This window comes from Actinomadura atramentaria DSM 43919 (assembly GCF_000381885.1).
Classification (GTDB): domain Bacteria; phylum Actinomycetota; class Actinomycetes; order Streptosporangiales; family Streptosporangiaceae; genus Spirillospora; species Spirillospora atramentaria.
Window position 1 is genome coordinate 206,164 of the sequence record NZ_KB907219.1, and the last position, 13,691, is coordinate 219,854.

Sequence of the window (13,691 nt, forward strand, 5' to 3'; positions counted from 1 at the left end):
TGGGACGGGCGGGGCGACCGCCGCGAGGAGAAGGAGACGGATGTGACGACGGAGTTGTATCCGCGGGAGCGGGTCGGCCGGGTGCGGGACGCGGCGGCGGCCGCCGGGCTCGGCGCGGTGCTGCTGACGCCGGGGCCGGACCTGCGGTACGCGACCGGGTACGACGCCAAGCAGCTCGAACGGCTCACCTGCCTGGTCGTGCCCGCGGACGGCGAGCCGTTCCTGGTGGTGCCGCGGCTGGAGCTGCCGGCGGCGCAGGCGTCCCCGGCGGGCGGCCTCGGGATCGAGCTGGTCGCCTGGGACGAGACCGACGACCCGTACGCGCTCGTCGCGTCCCGGCTGCCCGCGGGCGTCGGCCGCGTCGCGCTCGCCGACCGGATGTGGGCGGTGATGGCGCTGCGGTTCCGCGCGGCGCTGCCCGGCGCGGAGCAGGTCGCGGCGGGCGGGGTGCTGCGGGAGCTGCGGATGCGCAAGAGCCCGGCCGAGGTCGAGGCGCTGCGCGCGGCGGGCGCGGCGATCGACCGCGTCCACCGGCGGGTGCCGGAGCTGCTGAAGGCGGGCCGGACCGAGCAGGAGGTCGCGCGCGACATCGCGGCGGCGATCATCGACGAGGGCCACACGAGCGTGGACTTCGTGATCGTCGGCTCGGGCCCCAACGGCGCGAACCCGCACGCCGAGCCGACCGAGCGGGTGATCCGCGCGGGCGAGCCCGTCGTGGTGGACATCGGCGGGCAGATGCCGAGCGGGTACTGCTCGGACTCGACCCGCAACTACTGCGTGGGGGAGCCGCCCGCCGAGTACCGGGAGTACTTCGCGGTGCTGCGCGAGGCGCAGCGGGCGGCGCGCGCGGCGGTGCGGCCGGGCGTGGCGGCGCAGGACGTGGACGCGGCCGCGCGGAACGTGATCGCGGGCGCGGACTACGGCGAGTTCTTCGTCCACCGCACGGGCCACGGCATCGGCCTGGAGACGCACGAGGAGCCGTACGTCGTGGCGGGCAACGCCGAGCCGCTGGAGCCGGGGATGGCGTTCTCGGTCGAGCCGGGCATCTACCCGGGCCCGCACGGAGCGCGGATCGAGGACATCCTGATCTGCACCGAGGACGGGCACGAGAGCGTCAACCACACGCCGCGCGACATAGTCATCGTCGACTGACCCATAGCCATACAAAACGGGCTCCCGACCCTCCGGTCGGGAGCCCGTTCGCACGTCTACACATAACGATATCTGCACCAATAGGGTTACCTGCCCTTGATCACCCTTGCGGGGCGACCTTAGCGCCCTGTAGTGCTTTGAGACATTGTTCCCCCCGGGTTACGAACGCATGTTCGCAAGGTTGCGGGTCCGGTCCGGACGGGTCCGCGCCGGACGCAGAGGAGACGCCGTGGCAGAGGTCGTCCTGACGGGAGTCGGGAAGGTGTACCCCGACGGAACGCGCGCCGTGACCGGTCTGGACCTCACCATCGCCGACGGGGAGTTCCTGGTGCTCGTCGGCCCGTCCGGGTGCGGGAAGACGACGGCGCTGCGGATGGTCGCGGGCCTGGAGGAGATCTCCGAGGGCACCCTGTCCATCGGCGGGCGCGTGGTGAACCGCGTCCCGTCCCGCGACCGCGACGTCGCGATGGTGTTCCAGAGCTACGCCCTGTACCCGCACCTGTCGGTCCGCGACAACATCGGGTTCGGGCTGTCGCTGCGCAAGATGAACAAGAAGGTCATCCGGGAGAAGGTCGAGGAGGCCGCGCGCATCCTCGGCCTGACCGACCACCTGGACCGCAAGCCCCGCAACCTGTCGGGCGGGCAGCGGCAGCGGGTGGCGATGGGGCGCGCGATCGTCCGGGAGCCGCAGGCGTTCCTGATGGACGAGCCGCTGTCGAACCTCGACGCCAAGCTGCGGGTCCAGACCCGCGCCCAGATCGCCCGCCTGCAGCGGGACCTCGGGGTGACCACCCTCTACGTCACCCACGACCAGACCGAGGCGATGACCCTCGGGGACCGGGTCGCGGTGATGAAGCGGGGCGAACTGCAGCAGGTCGCCCCGCCGCAGGAGCTCTACGACCGGCCGGCGAACCTGTTCGTCGCCGGTTTCATCGGATCGCCGGCCATGAACCTGATCCACGGCACGCTGACCGGCACCGCGGCGAACCCGCGGGTCGAGATCGGCGGCCAGACGCTGGAACTGCCGGGCGAGGTCCTCTCGGCCCGGCCCGCGCTGGCGGACCGCCTCGGCCGCGACGTCGTCGTCGGCGTCCGGCCCGAGGACATGGAGGACGCCGAACTGGCCGGCGCGCCCGGCGGCGCGACGCTGACGTCGACCGTCGAGCTCGTCGAGGCGATGGGCTCGGACGTGCTCGTCCACTTCACCGTGGCGGCCGCGCAGGTCGTCACCGAGGACACCCGGGAGCTGGCCCGCGACGCGGGCGCCGACGTTCCCGGCGGGTCCGCGGCGGCGCCCCGCACGGACGTCGTCGGCCGGTTCAGCCCGCGCACCGGCGTCACCGTCGGCGATCCGGTCACCGTCCGCGTGGACACCGGTCGCCTGCACTTCTTCGACATCGAGACCGGCGCGTCGATCTGGGGATCGGCCGCCGGTGCGCCCAGGAAGGACGACGAATGAGGATCAGCAGACGCCTGGTCGCCGCGGCCGCGGCGGCGGGGCTGGTGGCGTCGGCCGCCGCCGCGTGCGGCGGGGACGACGGCGACAAGGGCGGCGCGTCCGGCGGCACCGAGCTGAAGGGCGTGAAGATCGAGGTCGCCGCCAAGTGGACCGGGCCGGAGGAGCAGAACTTCCGCAAGGTCCTCGCGCAGTTCGAGAAGCAGACCGGCGCGACCGTCACCTACGCCTCGACCGGCGAGGACACCGACGCCTACCTCGGCCCGCGCCTGGAGGCCAAGACCCCGCCGGACGTCGCGATCCTGCCGCAGCCGGGCCTGCTGCAGCAGTACGCCGCCAAGGGCCAGCTCAAGCCGCTGGCCGACGACGTCGTGACCGAGGTGCAGAAGAACTTCTCGCCGTACTGGAAGGACCTCGGCTCGGCGGACGGCAAGACCTACGGCGTCCTCGCCAAGGCCGCCTACAAGTCGATCATCTGGTACCGGCCGCAGGCGCTCGCGGACGCGGGCGTGCAGCCGCCCGCCACCTGGGCTGACCTGGTGAAGGACGCCGGGACGCTGCAGGACGCGGGCACCACCCCGTTCGCGCTGGCCGCCGCGTCCAGCGACTCCTGGACGCTGACGGACTGGTTCGAGAACGTCTACCTCTCGCAGGCGGGCCCGGACCTGTACGACAAGCTCGCGGGGCACGAGATCAAGTGGACGGACCCGTCCGTCGCCAAGGCCCTCCAGACGCTCGCGCAGGTGTGGGGCAAGCCGGACTTCCTCGCGGGCGGCCTCGCGCAGGCCACCAAGACCAAGTTCGACGGGTCCGTCACCGACGTGTTCGGCTCGAACAAGGCCGCGATGGTCTACGGCGGCGACTTCGCCGCGGCGAACATCGCCACCACCAAGGCCAAGGTCGGCACCGACGCGAAGGTGTTCGCGTTCCCCAAGGCCGGCGGCACCGCCCCCGCGCTGCTCGGCGGCGACGTCGCGGTGGCGATGAAGGACGGCAAGGGCGCGATGGCGCTGATGAAGTTCCTCGCCTCCCCCGAGGCGGGCAAGACGTGGGCGGGCATCGGCGGCTACCTGTCGCCGAACAAGAACGTCCCGCCGGACTCCTACAGCGACCCGGTCGCCAAGCAGCTCATCGCGCAGATGCAGGCCGCCGGGGACGCCGCCCGCTACGACATGTCGGACCTGGCCCCGGCCGCGTTCGGCGGCAGCCCCGGCAAGGGCGAGTGGGAGGCGCTGCGCTACTTCGTGCAGCACCCCTCCGACGTGAAGGGCACGCAGCAGCGCCTGGAGGACGAGGCCGCCAAGGCCTTCAAGTGACCCGGCGCGGCTGACCCGTCCGGCGGGCGCGCGGCGCGCCGCGCGCCCGCCGGACGGCCCGCGGAACGGCCCACGCAACGGCCCGAGGTGAGGAACCCGCAATGATGGCTCGGCAAGAGGACGCGCCGCCGCCCGCCGCCGCGGCGGACGCCGCGGCCGGCGGGCGGCGCGGTCGGCGCGGCGGCCGGGAGGGGCTGAACCCCCCGTCCTGGCTCGCCGGGGGCTTCCTGCTGCCCGCGCTGCTGCTGCTCGGCTTCCTGGTCGTCTACCCGATCGTGTACTCCGTCGTCCGGAGCTTCTTCGACGCCTCCGGCGACTTCAACGGCCTCGACAACTACACCGGGGTCTTCAAGGGCCACGACAACCTCGTCGCCGTCCGCAACACGGCGGTGTGGGTCGTGGTCGCGCCGACGATCGTCACGATCATCGGCCTGCTGTTCGCCGTGCTCACCGAGCGCATCCGGTGGGCGACGGCGTTCAAGCTCGTGGTGTTCATGCCGATGGCGATCTCGTTCCTCGCCTCCGGCGTGATCTTCCGGCTGGTGTACGAGCAGGACCCGGACAAGGGCGTGGCGAACGCCGCCGTCGTCGCGGTCCACGACACCTTCGCCGGGAAGACCGCCTACCCGGGCGCGGGGCCGCGCGCCGGGCAGGACCAGCCGGTGCGGGCGGAGGGGAGCGGCGACGGCGTCCCCGTCGTCACGACCAAGCCCGTCGAGGCCGGGGGGAGCGCGCTGCTGCCGCTGCTGCGCGTCAAACCCGAGTACCTGCCCGACAAGCCCGTCCCGGCGCGGACGGCGCCGGCGGCGAAGCCCGGCCAGATCACCGGGACCGTCTGGTTCGACTTCACCAAGGGCGGCGGCGGCACGCCGAACGCCGTGGACCCGACCGAGTCCGGACTGCCCGGCGTGACGGTGCAGGCGCTCCGCGGCGGGAAGGTCGTCGCGTCGACCGAGACCCGTGCCGACGGGACGTTCACCCTCGCCGAGGTGCCCCCCGGGTCGTACACGCTGCGGCTCCCCAAGGACAACTTCACCGCCGCCTACGGCGGCGCCGAATGGCTCGGCAGCACCCTCATCACCCCGGCGATCATCGGCGCGTACCTGTGGGTGTGGTCCGGATTCGCGATGGTCCTCATCGCCGCCGGGCTCGCCGCGATCCCGCGCGACGCGCTGGAGGCGGCGCGCGTGGACGGCGCGACCGAGTGGCAGGTGTTCCGGCGCGTCACGATCCCGCTGCTCGCGCCCGTCCTGGCCGTCGTGCTGGTGACGCTCGTCATCAACGTGCTGAAGGTGTTCGACCTGGTCTTCATCATCGGCGGCGGCGATCCCAACGCCAGCGTGCTGGCGCTGCAGATGTGGACGAAGTCGTTCGGCGAGGGCGACCAGGGGACCGGCAGCGCCATCGCCGTGCTGCTGTTCCTGCTGGTGCTGCCCGCCATGCTGTTCAACATCCGGCGTCTCCGGCAGGAGCGGAAATGAGTACCGAGGACTCCCTCACCAAGGACTCCGCCGAGGTCCCGGCGGCGGACGGGGCGGCGGGCGCGCCGCGCCGGAGCGTCGCCGCGCGGGTCGTCGGCCGGGTCGGCGGCGGCGTCGCGCAGGTCGTGCTCGTGCTGGTCGCGCTGTTCTGGCTCGTCCCGACGCTCGGGCTGTTCGTCGCGTCGCTGCGCTCCAACCAGGACAACGGGTCCAGCGGCTGGTGGACGGTGTTCAGCAAACCGTCGCAGCTCACGTTCTCGTCCTACAGTTCGCTGCTGGGCAAGGGCGACTTCGTCGACTCGTTCTGGAACACCGTCCTGATCACGGTGCCCGCGACGGTGCTGGTCGTCGTCATCGCCTCGCTCGCCGCGTACGCGTTCGCGTGGCTGGAGTTCCCCGGCCGCGACTGGCTGTTCCTGGTCGTCGTCGCGCTGCTCGTCGTGCCGGTGCAGGTCGCGCTCGTGCCGGTCGCCAAGCTGTACGGGGAGATCCGCGTCGGCGGGTTCCACATGTTCGGGTCGATCGTCGGGGTCGTGCTCTTCCACGTCGCGTTCGGCCTGCCGTTCGCGATCTTCCTGCTGCGCAACTTCTTCGCCGCGATCCCGCGCGACCTGCTGGAGGCGGCGCGGATGGACGGCGGCTCGGAGTGGACGATCTTCCGGCGGGTGATCTTCCCGCTCGGCGGCCCGGCCATCGCCTCGCTCGGGATCTTCCAGTTCCTGTGGGTGTGGAACGACCTGCTGGTGTCGCTGGTGTTCGCCGACACCGGGTCGCAGCCGATGACCAAGTGGCTGCAGTCGCAGATGCGGCAGTTCTCCGGGAACATCGACATCCTCGCGCCCGGCGCGTTCATCTCGCTGCTCGTCCCGCTGGTGGTGTTCTTCGCCTTCCAGCGCTACTTCGTGCAGGGCGTGCTCGCCGGGTCGGTGAAGTGACGCCCGCCCCGTACTGAGCCCGGACGGGCGAGGACCCCGGATCGCACACTGATCCGGGGTCCTCTTGCGGGGGAGCGGTATTCAGGCGGTCTTCTTCTCCAGGGACGGCGCGTCCCCGGCGGCGTCCTCCGCCGGCTCGGCGCCGTCCGCGTCCTCGTCCTCGGCGACGGGGCCGATCGCCAGACCGGTCGCCGGGTCGAAGAAGTGCAGGCGCCGGGTGTCGACGGCGACCTCGACGGCGTCGCCGGGCCGGACGCGCGAGCGGGAGTTGACGCGGGCCGTCCACAGCGCCTTGTCCTCGGCGAGCGGGATCGCCGCGCCGTCCTCGCCGTCCACGGCGTCGTCGGCGAGGTCGGCGGTGTCCTTGTGCTCGACGGGCGGCGCGTCGATCGTGAAGATCACGTTGATCTCGCTGCCCAGCTCCTCGGTGACGCTCGCGGTGACCCGCATCGGGGCCCAGCCCTCGGCGGCGTGCGCGGCGTCCTCGAAGTCCGAGGGCCGCACCCCGACGATGACGTCCCGGCCGGCGTAGTCGACGAGCGCGGGCCGCTCGGCGATGCGCTCGGCCGGGACGGGGAGCGTGTACCCGGCGAACGAGACCGTCATCCCGTCGTCGGCGGCCGCCAGCCGGGCGGCGGCGAAGTTCATCGCGGGGGAGCCGATGAACCCGGCGACGAACAGGTTCACCGGGTCCTCGAACAGCCGCTGCGGCGTGTCGACCTGCTGGAGGCGGCCCTCGCGCAGCACGCAGACGCGGGTGCCGAGCGTCATCGCCTCGATCTGGTCGTGGGTGACGTAGACGGTGGTGACGCCGAGGCGGGCGTGGAGCTGGCTGAGCGAGGCGCGCATCGACACGCGCAGCTTGGCGTCCAGGTTCGACAGCGGCTCGTCCATCAGGAACGCCTGCGGCTCCCGGACGATCGCGCGGCCCATCGCGACGCGCTGCCGCTGCCCGCCCGACAGCGCGGCGGGCTTGCGCGACAGGTACTGCTCCAGGCCGAGCATCTTGGCGGCCTCCAGCACCTTCTGGCGCCGCTCCTCCTTGGACACGCCGCGCAGCCGGAGCCCGAACTCCAGGTTCTTCTCGACGGTCATGTGCGGGTAGAGCGCGTAGTTCTGGAAGACCATCGCGATGTCGCGGTCCTTGGGGGCCAGGTCGTTGACGACCCGCTCGCCGATGGACACCGTCCCGCCGCTGATCTCCTCCAGGCCCGCGATCATCCGCAGCGCGGTGGACTTGCCGCAGCCCGAGGGGCCGACCAGCACCATGAACTCGCCGTCGCGGATTTCCAGGTCGAGCCCGTCCACGGCCTTCACGCCGCCGGAGTACACCTTGTCGACGCCGCTGAGCACGATTGCGGCCATCCCGCCCCCTCTGTATGGAAACGTTTCCAGTCGCCGGGTGAACCGGTAGGCTCATCTGGCAGAACCTGAGTCAAAACTATGGAAACGTTTTCAGAAAAGGGGTGCGGGGATGGCGGCGACGATCAAGGACGTCGCGGCGGCCGCGGGCGTCGGCATCGCGACCGTCTCCCGCGTGTTCTCCGGCAACGGCCCCGTCGGCGCGGCCACCCGCGAACGCGTGCTCGCCGCCGCCCGCGCGCTGGACTACCGGCCGAGCGCCGCCGCGCGCAGCCTCAAGACGCGCGGCGCGGCCGGGATCGGGCTCGTCCTGCCCGGCCTCGACGACCCGTTCGCCGCCGAACTCGCCGAGGGCGTCCTGGCGGGCGCGCGCGACCACGGCGAGCACGTGCTGCTGGACGTCTCCGGCGGCGATCCCGCGCGCGAGGCGGCCGCCGCCGCCCGGTTCGCCGAGCAGCGGGTCGACGGGATCGTCGCCGTGCCCGCCGCCGCGACGCCCGCCGACGCCGCCGCCTGGGCGGACGTCGCGCGCGCCTGCGGCGTCGTGTTCGCCGACCGGGTGCTGCCCGGCGCGGCCGGAATCCCGTCCGTCCTGGCCGACGACGCCGCCGGGGTGCGGGTCCTGGTGGAGTACCTGGCCGGGCTCGGGCACCGCCGCGTCGCGTTCCTCGGCGCGGCCGCGCCCGGAGCCGCGCCCGGCGTGCGGGAGCGGGCGTTCCGCGCCGCGCTGCGCGAGGCCGGGGCGGACGAGCGGGACGCGGTGGCGGTCCCCGCCCGGCCGAACCGCGACAGCGCCTACGCGGCCGCCGCCGGGCTGCTGCAGAGCCGCGCGGACGTCACCGCCGTCGTCGCGTCCGGGCACCTGCTGGGGGAGGCCGCCGTGCTGGTCGCCCGCGAGCTCGACCTGCGCGTCCCCGGGGACGTGTCCATCGCGATGGTCGACGACGTGCCGTGGGCGGAGCTGTGCGACCCGCCGCTCACCGCCGTCGCCCGGCCCGCCCGCCTGATGGGCCAGCGCGCCTGCGACCTGCTGCTGCGCGACCGCGCGCGCCGTCCGGCCGCGCCCGCGCCGCTGCCCGCGGAACTGGTCGTGCGGGGGAGCTGCGGCCCGCCCCGGCAGGCCCGCGGCCCGCGCTGACGGCCGACGCGACGGCGGTGCCCGCCACCTGCGGGGAAGGCGGACGCGCGGCCGGGCGGGCGAATCGTCCGGAGCGGCGGCGAGATGTCCCGGATCACGCTAGATTCTCCGGGTGGAGGAGACTGATCGCCAGATAATGCGCCTTCTCGCCGATGACGGGCGGATGAGCTTCACCGACCTCGCGCGCGAGACCGGACTGTCGGTGTCGGCGGTTCACCAGCGGGTGCGGCGGCTGCAGAAACGCGGCCTCATCCTGGGGTTCGCGGCCCGGCTCGACCACGAGCAGATCGGGCTGCCCCTCACGGCGTTCGTCTCGATCAAGCCGATCGACCCGGCGGCCCCCGACGACGCGCCCGACCGGCTGGAGCACATCCCCGAGATCGAGGCGTGCCACTCGGTCGCGGGGGACGAGAGCTACATCCTCAAGGTCCGGGTGGCGTCGCCGAACGCGCTGGAGGACCTGCTGCAGCGCATCCGCGCGGCGGCGAACGTCGCCACCCGCACGACCGTCGTCCTCAGCACGCCGTGGGAGGGCCGCCGCCCGCCCGTCTAGCCGGCGTCCGGGGCGAGTTCCGCCAGCGCCGTCCGCGCCCGGTCCAGGGAGCGGCGCGGGTCGGCGTCCGGCGCGGTGATCTCCGGGTCGAAGTTCAGGTCCACGAACAGCTCGGTGACGCCCTGCTCCGCGAGCCGCCCGAAGTCGTCGCGGATCTGGTCGAACGAGCCGGTCAGCGGGGCGCGGTCGCCGCCCGCGCCGTCGCGGACGCGCACCGCGCCCCGGCAGACGAACCGCAGCGCGCCCGGGTCGCGGCCCGCGTCGGCGGCGGCGTCGCGGACGACGCCGACGGACCGGCCGATCGCCGTCAGGTCGGCGCGGCTGGAGCTGATCCAGCCGTCCGCGATCCGGCCCGCGCGGCGCAGCGCGGCGTCGGCGGTGCCGCCGAGCAGCAGCGGCGGGCCGGGGCGCTGCACGGGCGCGGGGCCGACGGCGATCGGCGGGAAGTCGTAGAACCGGCCGTGGAACTCCGCCGTCCCGTGCGCCCACAGCTCGCGCACGACGGCGACGAACTCGTCCGCGCGGGCGCCGCGCCCGGCCATCGGGACGCCCGCCGCCGCGAACTCCTCGGGCATCCACCCGATCCCGAGGCCGAGGTCGAGCCGGCCCGCGCTGACCCGGTCGAGCGTCGCGGCCTGCTGGGCGAGCAGCGGGGGAGCGACGAACGGCAGGTTCACGATCGCGACGCCGAGCCTGATCCGCCCGGTCAGCGCGGCGAGGTACCCGAGCGTGACGAGCGGGTCGGGGACGTCGCGGTAGGTCGTGTCGGTCGAGGCGGCCGGGTTGGCGAGGCGCTGGAGCGTCCACAGGGAGCGGTACCCGGCGGCCTCGGCCTCGCGGGCGAGAGCCGCCTGGTTCTCCGGCGTCGCCCAGGGGCCCGACACCGGGACGGCGAACCCGATCTGCATCCGGGGACCTCCTGCCCGCTGCGCCCGCGCCGTCTTCCCGGCGGGGGACGATCACCCCATCATGCCCGCTTCCCGGACACCGGATCGAACCTTACAATGTCAAGGCCGGGGCTTGAGTGATCATGCGAGCGTGCCGGGAATCACCGGTTCGGCGGCAGGCGGAATCGGTACGCTCAAGCCGTCTTCTCGGTCGGAGGGAGTGTCGATGCGGCGTCCGGTGGAACAGCTCGCCCAGGCGGTCAAGCCGAAACTCCGCGGCTGGCTGCACGCCGGGACCTTCCCGGTGGTGCTCGTCGCCGGGGTGCTGATGGTGGCGCTCGGCCCGACCCAGTCGGCGCGGCTGTGCGCCGCGGTGTACGCGCTGACGTCGGCCCTGCTGTTCGGCGTCTCGGCGTTCTACCACCGCGGCCGGTGGTCGCCGGGCGTGGGCGAGGTCCTGCGGCGCTTCGACCACGCCAACATCTACCTGATCATCGCGGGCACGTACACGCCGTTCGCCTACCTCATCCTCGACGGGATGGCGCGCGCGCTCGTCCTGTCCGTCGTGTGGGGCGGGGCGCTCGCCGGGGTGCTGTTCCGCGTCCTGTGGGTCGGGGCGCCCCGCTGGCTCTACACCGCGCTCTACATCGGGCTCGGCTGGGTCGCGGCGTTCTTCGTCCCGCAGTTCATCGACGGGACGGGCACGGCCGTCGCCGTCCTCGTCACCATCGGCGGCGTGCTCTACAGCGTCGGGGGACTGGTGTACGGGCTGCGGCGGCCCGACCCGTCGCCGCGCTGGTTCGGGTTCCACGAGGTGTTCCACGCGTTCACGATCGCGGCCTACGTGCTGCAGTACATCGCTGTTTCTTTCGTGGTCTACCGCGCTGTGTAAGGATGCCCGGCATGGGTTTCGCTGACCGGTATCTCGCCCCCGACGAATCGCTGGTGCTGGCCACGCGGCGGCACTGGACCGAGATGATCGAAGAGGTGTTCGCGCTCGTGGTCATCTGGGCCGTCGCGGGCGTCCTGGCGTGGTTCATCCCGTTCGGGGAGGACTGGGGGCGGATCGCGGGGTTCGTCGTGCTCGGGCTCGCGGTGCTCGCGTCGGCGTGGCTCTGGCTGATCCCGCTGCTGCGCTGGCGCGCGGAGGTGTACGTCCTCACCACCAAGCGGATCTACGTCCGCAAGGGGTTCCTCACCAAGACCGACCACAGCATCCCGCTCGCGCGCGTCAACGACGTCGCGTTCCGGTCGACGCTGTGGGAGCGGATCATGCGGTACGGGACGCTGGACGTGCAGTCGGCGTCCGAGCACGGGATGCTCCGGCTCAAGCGCGTGCCCGACCCCGAGGGGTTCAAGGCGAAAATCTTCCAGGCGGTGGACGAGGAGCAGGCCCGGCACCGGGCGGGGCCCGGCTACGGCGCCCGCTGACCGCCCGGCGGCTCCCAGGGGCCGCCGCCGGTGAACCGGTCGATCGCCGCGGCGAACGGTGCCGGGTCCAGGCCCTTCGCGGCGCACCACGCGTCGTCGTGGACGGTCTTCAGGTGGCGGGGGTGTGCGTCGCCGAGGACCGCGACGACCGTCCCGCCGCCTGTCCCGCCGTCTTCGCGCAGCAGGCGGGCGGCCAGGTGCAGGGCCGCCCACAGGCACGTCCCGGTGGAGCCGCCGACCGGCAGGCCCGTCGCGGCGCGGGCCGCGCGCGCCGCCGCCGCGCTCGCCGCGTCCGGGACGGGGACGACCAGGTCGTACAGGCCCGGCAGGAAGCCCGGCTCGACGCGGGGGCGGCCGATGCCCTCGATCCGGGACGGCATGCCGGTGGCGTAGTCCGGTGCGCCGAGCGTCCACGCCGGGAAGTACGCGGAGTTCTCCGGGTCCGCGACGGCGAGCCGGGCGGCCAGGCCGCGCGTGCGGATGCGGCGGCCGAGGGACGCGGCCGTCGCGCCCGTCCCGATTCCGGCGACCACCCAGGACGCGTCGGGGGCCTGGTCGAACAGCTCGGCGGCGAGGTCGTCGCCCGCGCGGTCGATCGCGGGTTCGGCGGCGGCGAACTGGTCCAGGAAGCAGCCGCCCGTCTCCGCCGCGAGCCGCCGCGCCGCGTCGTAGATCGCCAGGGGCGGTGTGACGAAGCGGCAGTCCGCGCCGAGATCATGCAGCGGGGCGGCGCGGGCTGGATCGGGTTCGCCGGGGAGCACGGCCGTGTAGGGCAGGCCGAGCCGCTTGGCGAGGGCCGCCTGGGCGTGCGCGGCCCCGCCGCCCGTCGCCTCGACCAGCGGGGTGTTCTCGGTGATCCGGCCGCTGGCGATGGCGTGCCGCAGCATCGCGCGGGCCGCGCGGTGCTTGAGGGTGCCGCCCGGGAGCGCCGACTCGTCCTTCAGCAGAATCCGGACGCCGTCGTGGCCGGTCGGGACGGGACGCAGCGGGGTCGGGGGAGTGGTGTCGCGGTCCGCGTCGAGCAGGCGGAGGGCCGCCGCCGCCCAGCGCGCCGGGGGAGCGGGCTCGGTGTCGGGCATTCCGGTATTCAACCGGATCGACGGTCAGGGGCGGCGGTGCCTCACGGAGCGGCGGTGATGAAGCGCATGTCGCCGAACGCGACCTCGTCGCCCGGCCGCAGCCTCGCCGGGCCCGTCAGCCGGTGCCCGTTCACCCGCGTCCCGTTCATCGACCCCAGATCGTGGACCGTCCAGCGGTCCCCGCCGGGAGACCGGTGGATCTCCGCGTGCATCCGCGACACCGTCGGGTCCGTCAACGTGAGCTGGCAGCCCGGCGCGCGGCCCACCAGCACCCGCGCCAGCCCCGCCGGCGGCAGCGTGAACCTCGGCAGCCGCGGCGCCCGCCACGCCTCCTCCAACCGCGCCGTCACCAGCGACACCTGCGAGATCAACCCCGTCAGACGGCGCGTCACCCGGCTCGTCGGCGGCAGATCGCTGATCAGATCCAGCAGCTCACCGTCACTGCGCGCCCGCAGCGCCCGACCCATCCGGTGCTCGAACGTGTCACTCGACAGGCGACCCTCCGCCACATGGTCGGCGAGCACCCGCAGGACCCGGTCGCGCTCGGCGTCGGAGACCCGCAGGGGAAAGGCGTTCCGACCGTCCATGTCGTGAGTATCCCCTACCACTTGTGGGGGGGCGACCCCCCACTCTTGCCGCCTGTGGGGGGTCGACCCCCCACACCCCCCGCGGCGCGGAGCGCCGCATCCTCGCTCCGCTGGCGCTCCGCTGCGGTGCGGCCCTTCGCGCTGCGCGCGCCCGGCCGCTCGCCTGGCGGCTCGCGGCCGTGCGCCCGCCGGTACCCCCCTTCGGTTACTCGCCGTCCGCGGGGGCGCCCTCGCTCGCTTCGCTTCGCCTCGGGGCACCCCCGCGACTGGGTTCGGCTGTCTACGAGGGGGCCTGCGGGTGCCCTACAAGACCC

Annotated in this window: 13 protein-coding genes; 9 read left to right on the forward strand and 4 right to left on the reverse strand. The window is 73.6% G+C overall.

All coding sequences use genetic code 11. The annotated features are described in order from the left end of the window. Positions 1-42 precede the first annotated feature (42 nt). From G339_RS0125400 to G339_RS0125420, 5 genes are all read left to right on the forward strand, one after another. Entirely contained in the window at positions 43-1,152 is a 1,110-nt protein-coding gene (locus G339_RS0125400) for a M24 family metallopeptidase (protein ID WP_019633880.1), read from the forward strand. Between the two features lie 229 nt (positions 1,153-1,381). Then, positions 1,382-2,611, forward strand: coding sequence for an ABC transporter ATP-binding protein (locus tag G339_RS0125405; RefSeq protein WP_019633881.1), 1,230 nt, complete (start codon positions 1,382-1,384; stop codon positions 2,609-2,611). Further along, complete coding sequence (locus tag G339_RS0125410) at positions 2,608-3,924, forward strand: ABC transporter substrate-binding protein (protein ID WP_019633882.1); 1,317 nt, start codon at positions 2,608-2,610, stop codon at positions 3,922-3,924. Before G339_RS0125405 ends, G339_RS0125410 begins: the two co-directional genes overlap by 4 nt. Before the next feature lie 101 nt (positions 3,925-4,025). Next, a complete protein-coding gene (locus tag G339_RS0125415; protein ID WP_019633883.1) occupies positions 4,026-5,405 on the forward strand; it encodes an ABC transporter permease subunit in 1,380 nt (459 codons plus the stop codon). Then, entirely contained in the window at positions 5,402-6,340 is a 939-nt protein-coding gene (locus tag G339_RS0125420; protein ID WP_019633884.1) for a carbohydrate ABC transporter permease, read from the forward strand. The genes G339_RS0125415 and G339_RS0125420 overlap by 4 nt, the downstream gene beginning before the upstream one ends. 81 nt (positions 6,341-6,421) lie before the next feature. Here the strand turns inward: G339_RS0125420 and G339_RS35275 are convergent, their stop codons facing one another. Then, positions 6,422-7,705 carry an ABC transporter ATP-binding protein gene (locus G339_RS35275; protein ID WP_033324283.1) on the reverse strand — a complete coding sequence of 428 codons (1,284 nt, stop codon included), beginning with the start codon at positions 7,703-7,705 and terminating at the stop codon, positions 6,422-6,424. A gap of 109 nt (positions 7,706-7,814) precedes the next feature. Here G339_RS35275 and G339_RS0125430 point away from each other — a divergent pair, with 109 nt between their 5' ends. Both G339_RS0125430 and G339_RS0125435 read left to right on the forward strand, forming a co-directional pair. Beyond that, positions 7,815-8,840 (forward strand): LacI family DNA-binding transcriptional regulator, encoded by a 1,026-nt coding sequence (locus tag G339_RS0125430; RefSeq protein ID WP_019633886.1) that lies wholly within the window; start codon positions 7,815-7,817, stop codon positions 8,838-8,840. 112 nt (positions 8,841-8,952) lie between these two features. Beyond that, positions 8,953-9,393 (forward strand): Lrp/AsnC family transcriptional regulator, encoded by a 441-nt coding sequence (locus G339_RS0125435; RefSeq protein WP_026341766.1) that lies wholly within the window; start codon positions 8,953-8,955, stop codon positions 9,391-9,393. On the opposite strand, the gene G339_RS0125440 is transcribed toward G339_RS0125435, so the two are convergent. Next, positions 9,390-10,301: a TIGR03619 family F420-dependent LLM class oxidoreductase gene (locus G339_RS0125440; RefSeq protein ID WP_019633888.1), complete on the reverse strand. Its 912-nt coding sequence runs from the start codon at positions 10,299-10,301 to the stop codon at positions 9,390-9,392. The genes G339_RS0125435 and G339_RS0125440 overlap by 4 nt on opposite strands. A 205-nt stretch (positions 10,302-10,506) precedes the next feature. On the opposite strand from G339_RS0125440, the gene trhA reads away from it, so the two are divergent. Then, a complete protein-coding gene (gene trhA / locus G339_RS0125445) occupies positions 10,507-11,172 on the forward strand; it encodes a PAQR family membrane homeostasis protein TrhA (protein WP_019633889.1) in 666 nt (221 codons plus the stop codon). An 11-nt stretch (positions 11,173-11,183) separates the two neighbouring features. Beyond that, positions 11,184-11,711, forward strand: a complete 528-nt coding sequence (locus G339_RS35280; protein WP_019633890.1) for a PH domain-containing protein — start codon at positions 11,184-11,186, stop codon at positions 11,709-11,711. On the opposite strand, the gene G339_RS0125455 is transcribed toward G339_RS35280, so the two are convergent. Then, positions 11,696-12,790 carry a pyridoxal-phosphate dependent enzyme gene (locus G339_RS0125455; RefSeq protein ID WP_019633891.1) on the reverse strand — a complete coding sequence of 365 codons (1,095 nt, stop codon included), beginning with the start codon at positions 12,788-12,790 and terminating at the stop codon, positions 11,696-11,698. The two genes, G339_RS35280 and G339_RS0125455, sit on opposite strands and share 16 nt — an antisense overlap. A 41-nt stretch (positions 12,791-12,831) precedes the next feature. Then, positions 12,832-13,377 (reverse strand): DUF1707 and FHA domain-containing protein, encoded by a 546-nt coding sequence (locus G339_RS0125460; protein ID WP_019633892.1) that lies wholly within the window; start codon positions 13,375-13,377, stop codon positions 12,832-12,834. Positions 13,378-13,691 lie beyond the last annotated feature (314 nt).

What these genes read in the sequence shown, in the direction of transcription:
- G339_RS0125410 (WP_019633882.1), top strand. Translation starts at nt 2,608, where the DNA reads ATGAGGATCAGCAGACGCCTGGTCGCCGCGGCCGCGGCGGCGGGGCTG.
- G339_RS0125415 (WP_019633883.1), top strand. Translation starts at nt 4,026, where the DNA reads ATGATGGCTCGGCAAGAGGACGCGCCGCCGCCCGCCGCCGCGGCGGAC.
- G339_RS0125420 (WP_019633884.1), top strand. Translation starts at nt 5,402, where the DNA reads ATGAGTACCGAGGACTCCCTCACCAAGGACTCCGCCGAGGTCCCGGCG.
- G339_RS35275 (WP_033324283.1), bottom strand. Translation starts at nt 7,705, where the DNA reads ATGGCCGCAATCGTGCTCAGCGGCGTCGACAAGGTGTACTCCGGCGGC.
- G339_RS0125430 (WP_019633886.1), top strand. Translation starts at nt 7,815, where the DNA reads ATGGCGGCGACGATCAAGGACGTCGCGGCGGCCGCGGGCGTCGGCATC.
- G339_RS0125440 (WP_019633888.1), bottom strand. Translation starts at nt 10,301, where the DNA reads ATGCAGATCGGGTTCGCCGTCCCGGTGTCGGGCCCCTGGGCGACGCCG.
- trhA (WP_019633889.1), top strand. Translation starts at nt 10,507, where the DNA reads ATGCGGCGTCCGGTGGAACAGCTCGCCCAGGCGGTCAAGCCGAAACTC.
- G339_RS35280 (WP_019633890.1), top strand. Translation starts at nt 11,184, where the DNA reads ATGGGTTTCGCTGACCGGTATCTCGCCCCCGACGAATCGCTGGTGCTG.
- G339_RS0125455 (WP_019633891.1), bottom strand. Translation starts at nt 12,790, where the DNA reads ATGCCCGACACCGAGCCCGCTCCCCCGGCGCGCTGGGCGGCGGCGGCC.
- G339_RS0125460 (WP_019633892.1), bottom strand. Translation starts at nt 13,377, where the DNA reads ATGGACGGTCGGAACGCCTTTCCCCTGCGGGTCTCCGACGCCGAGCGC.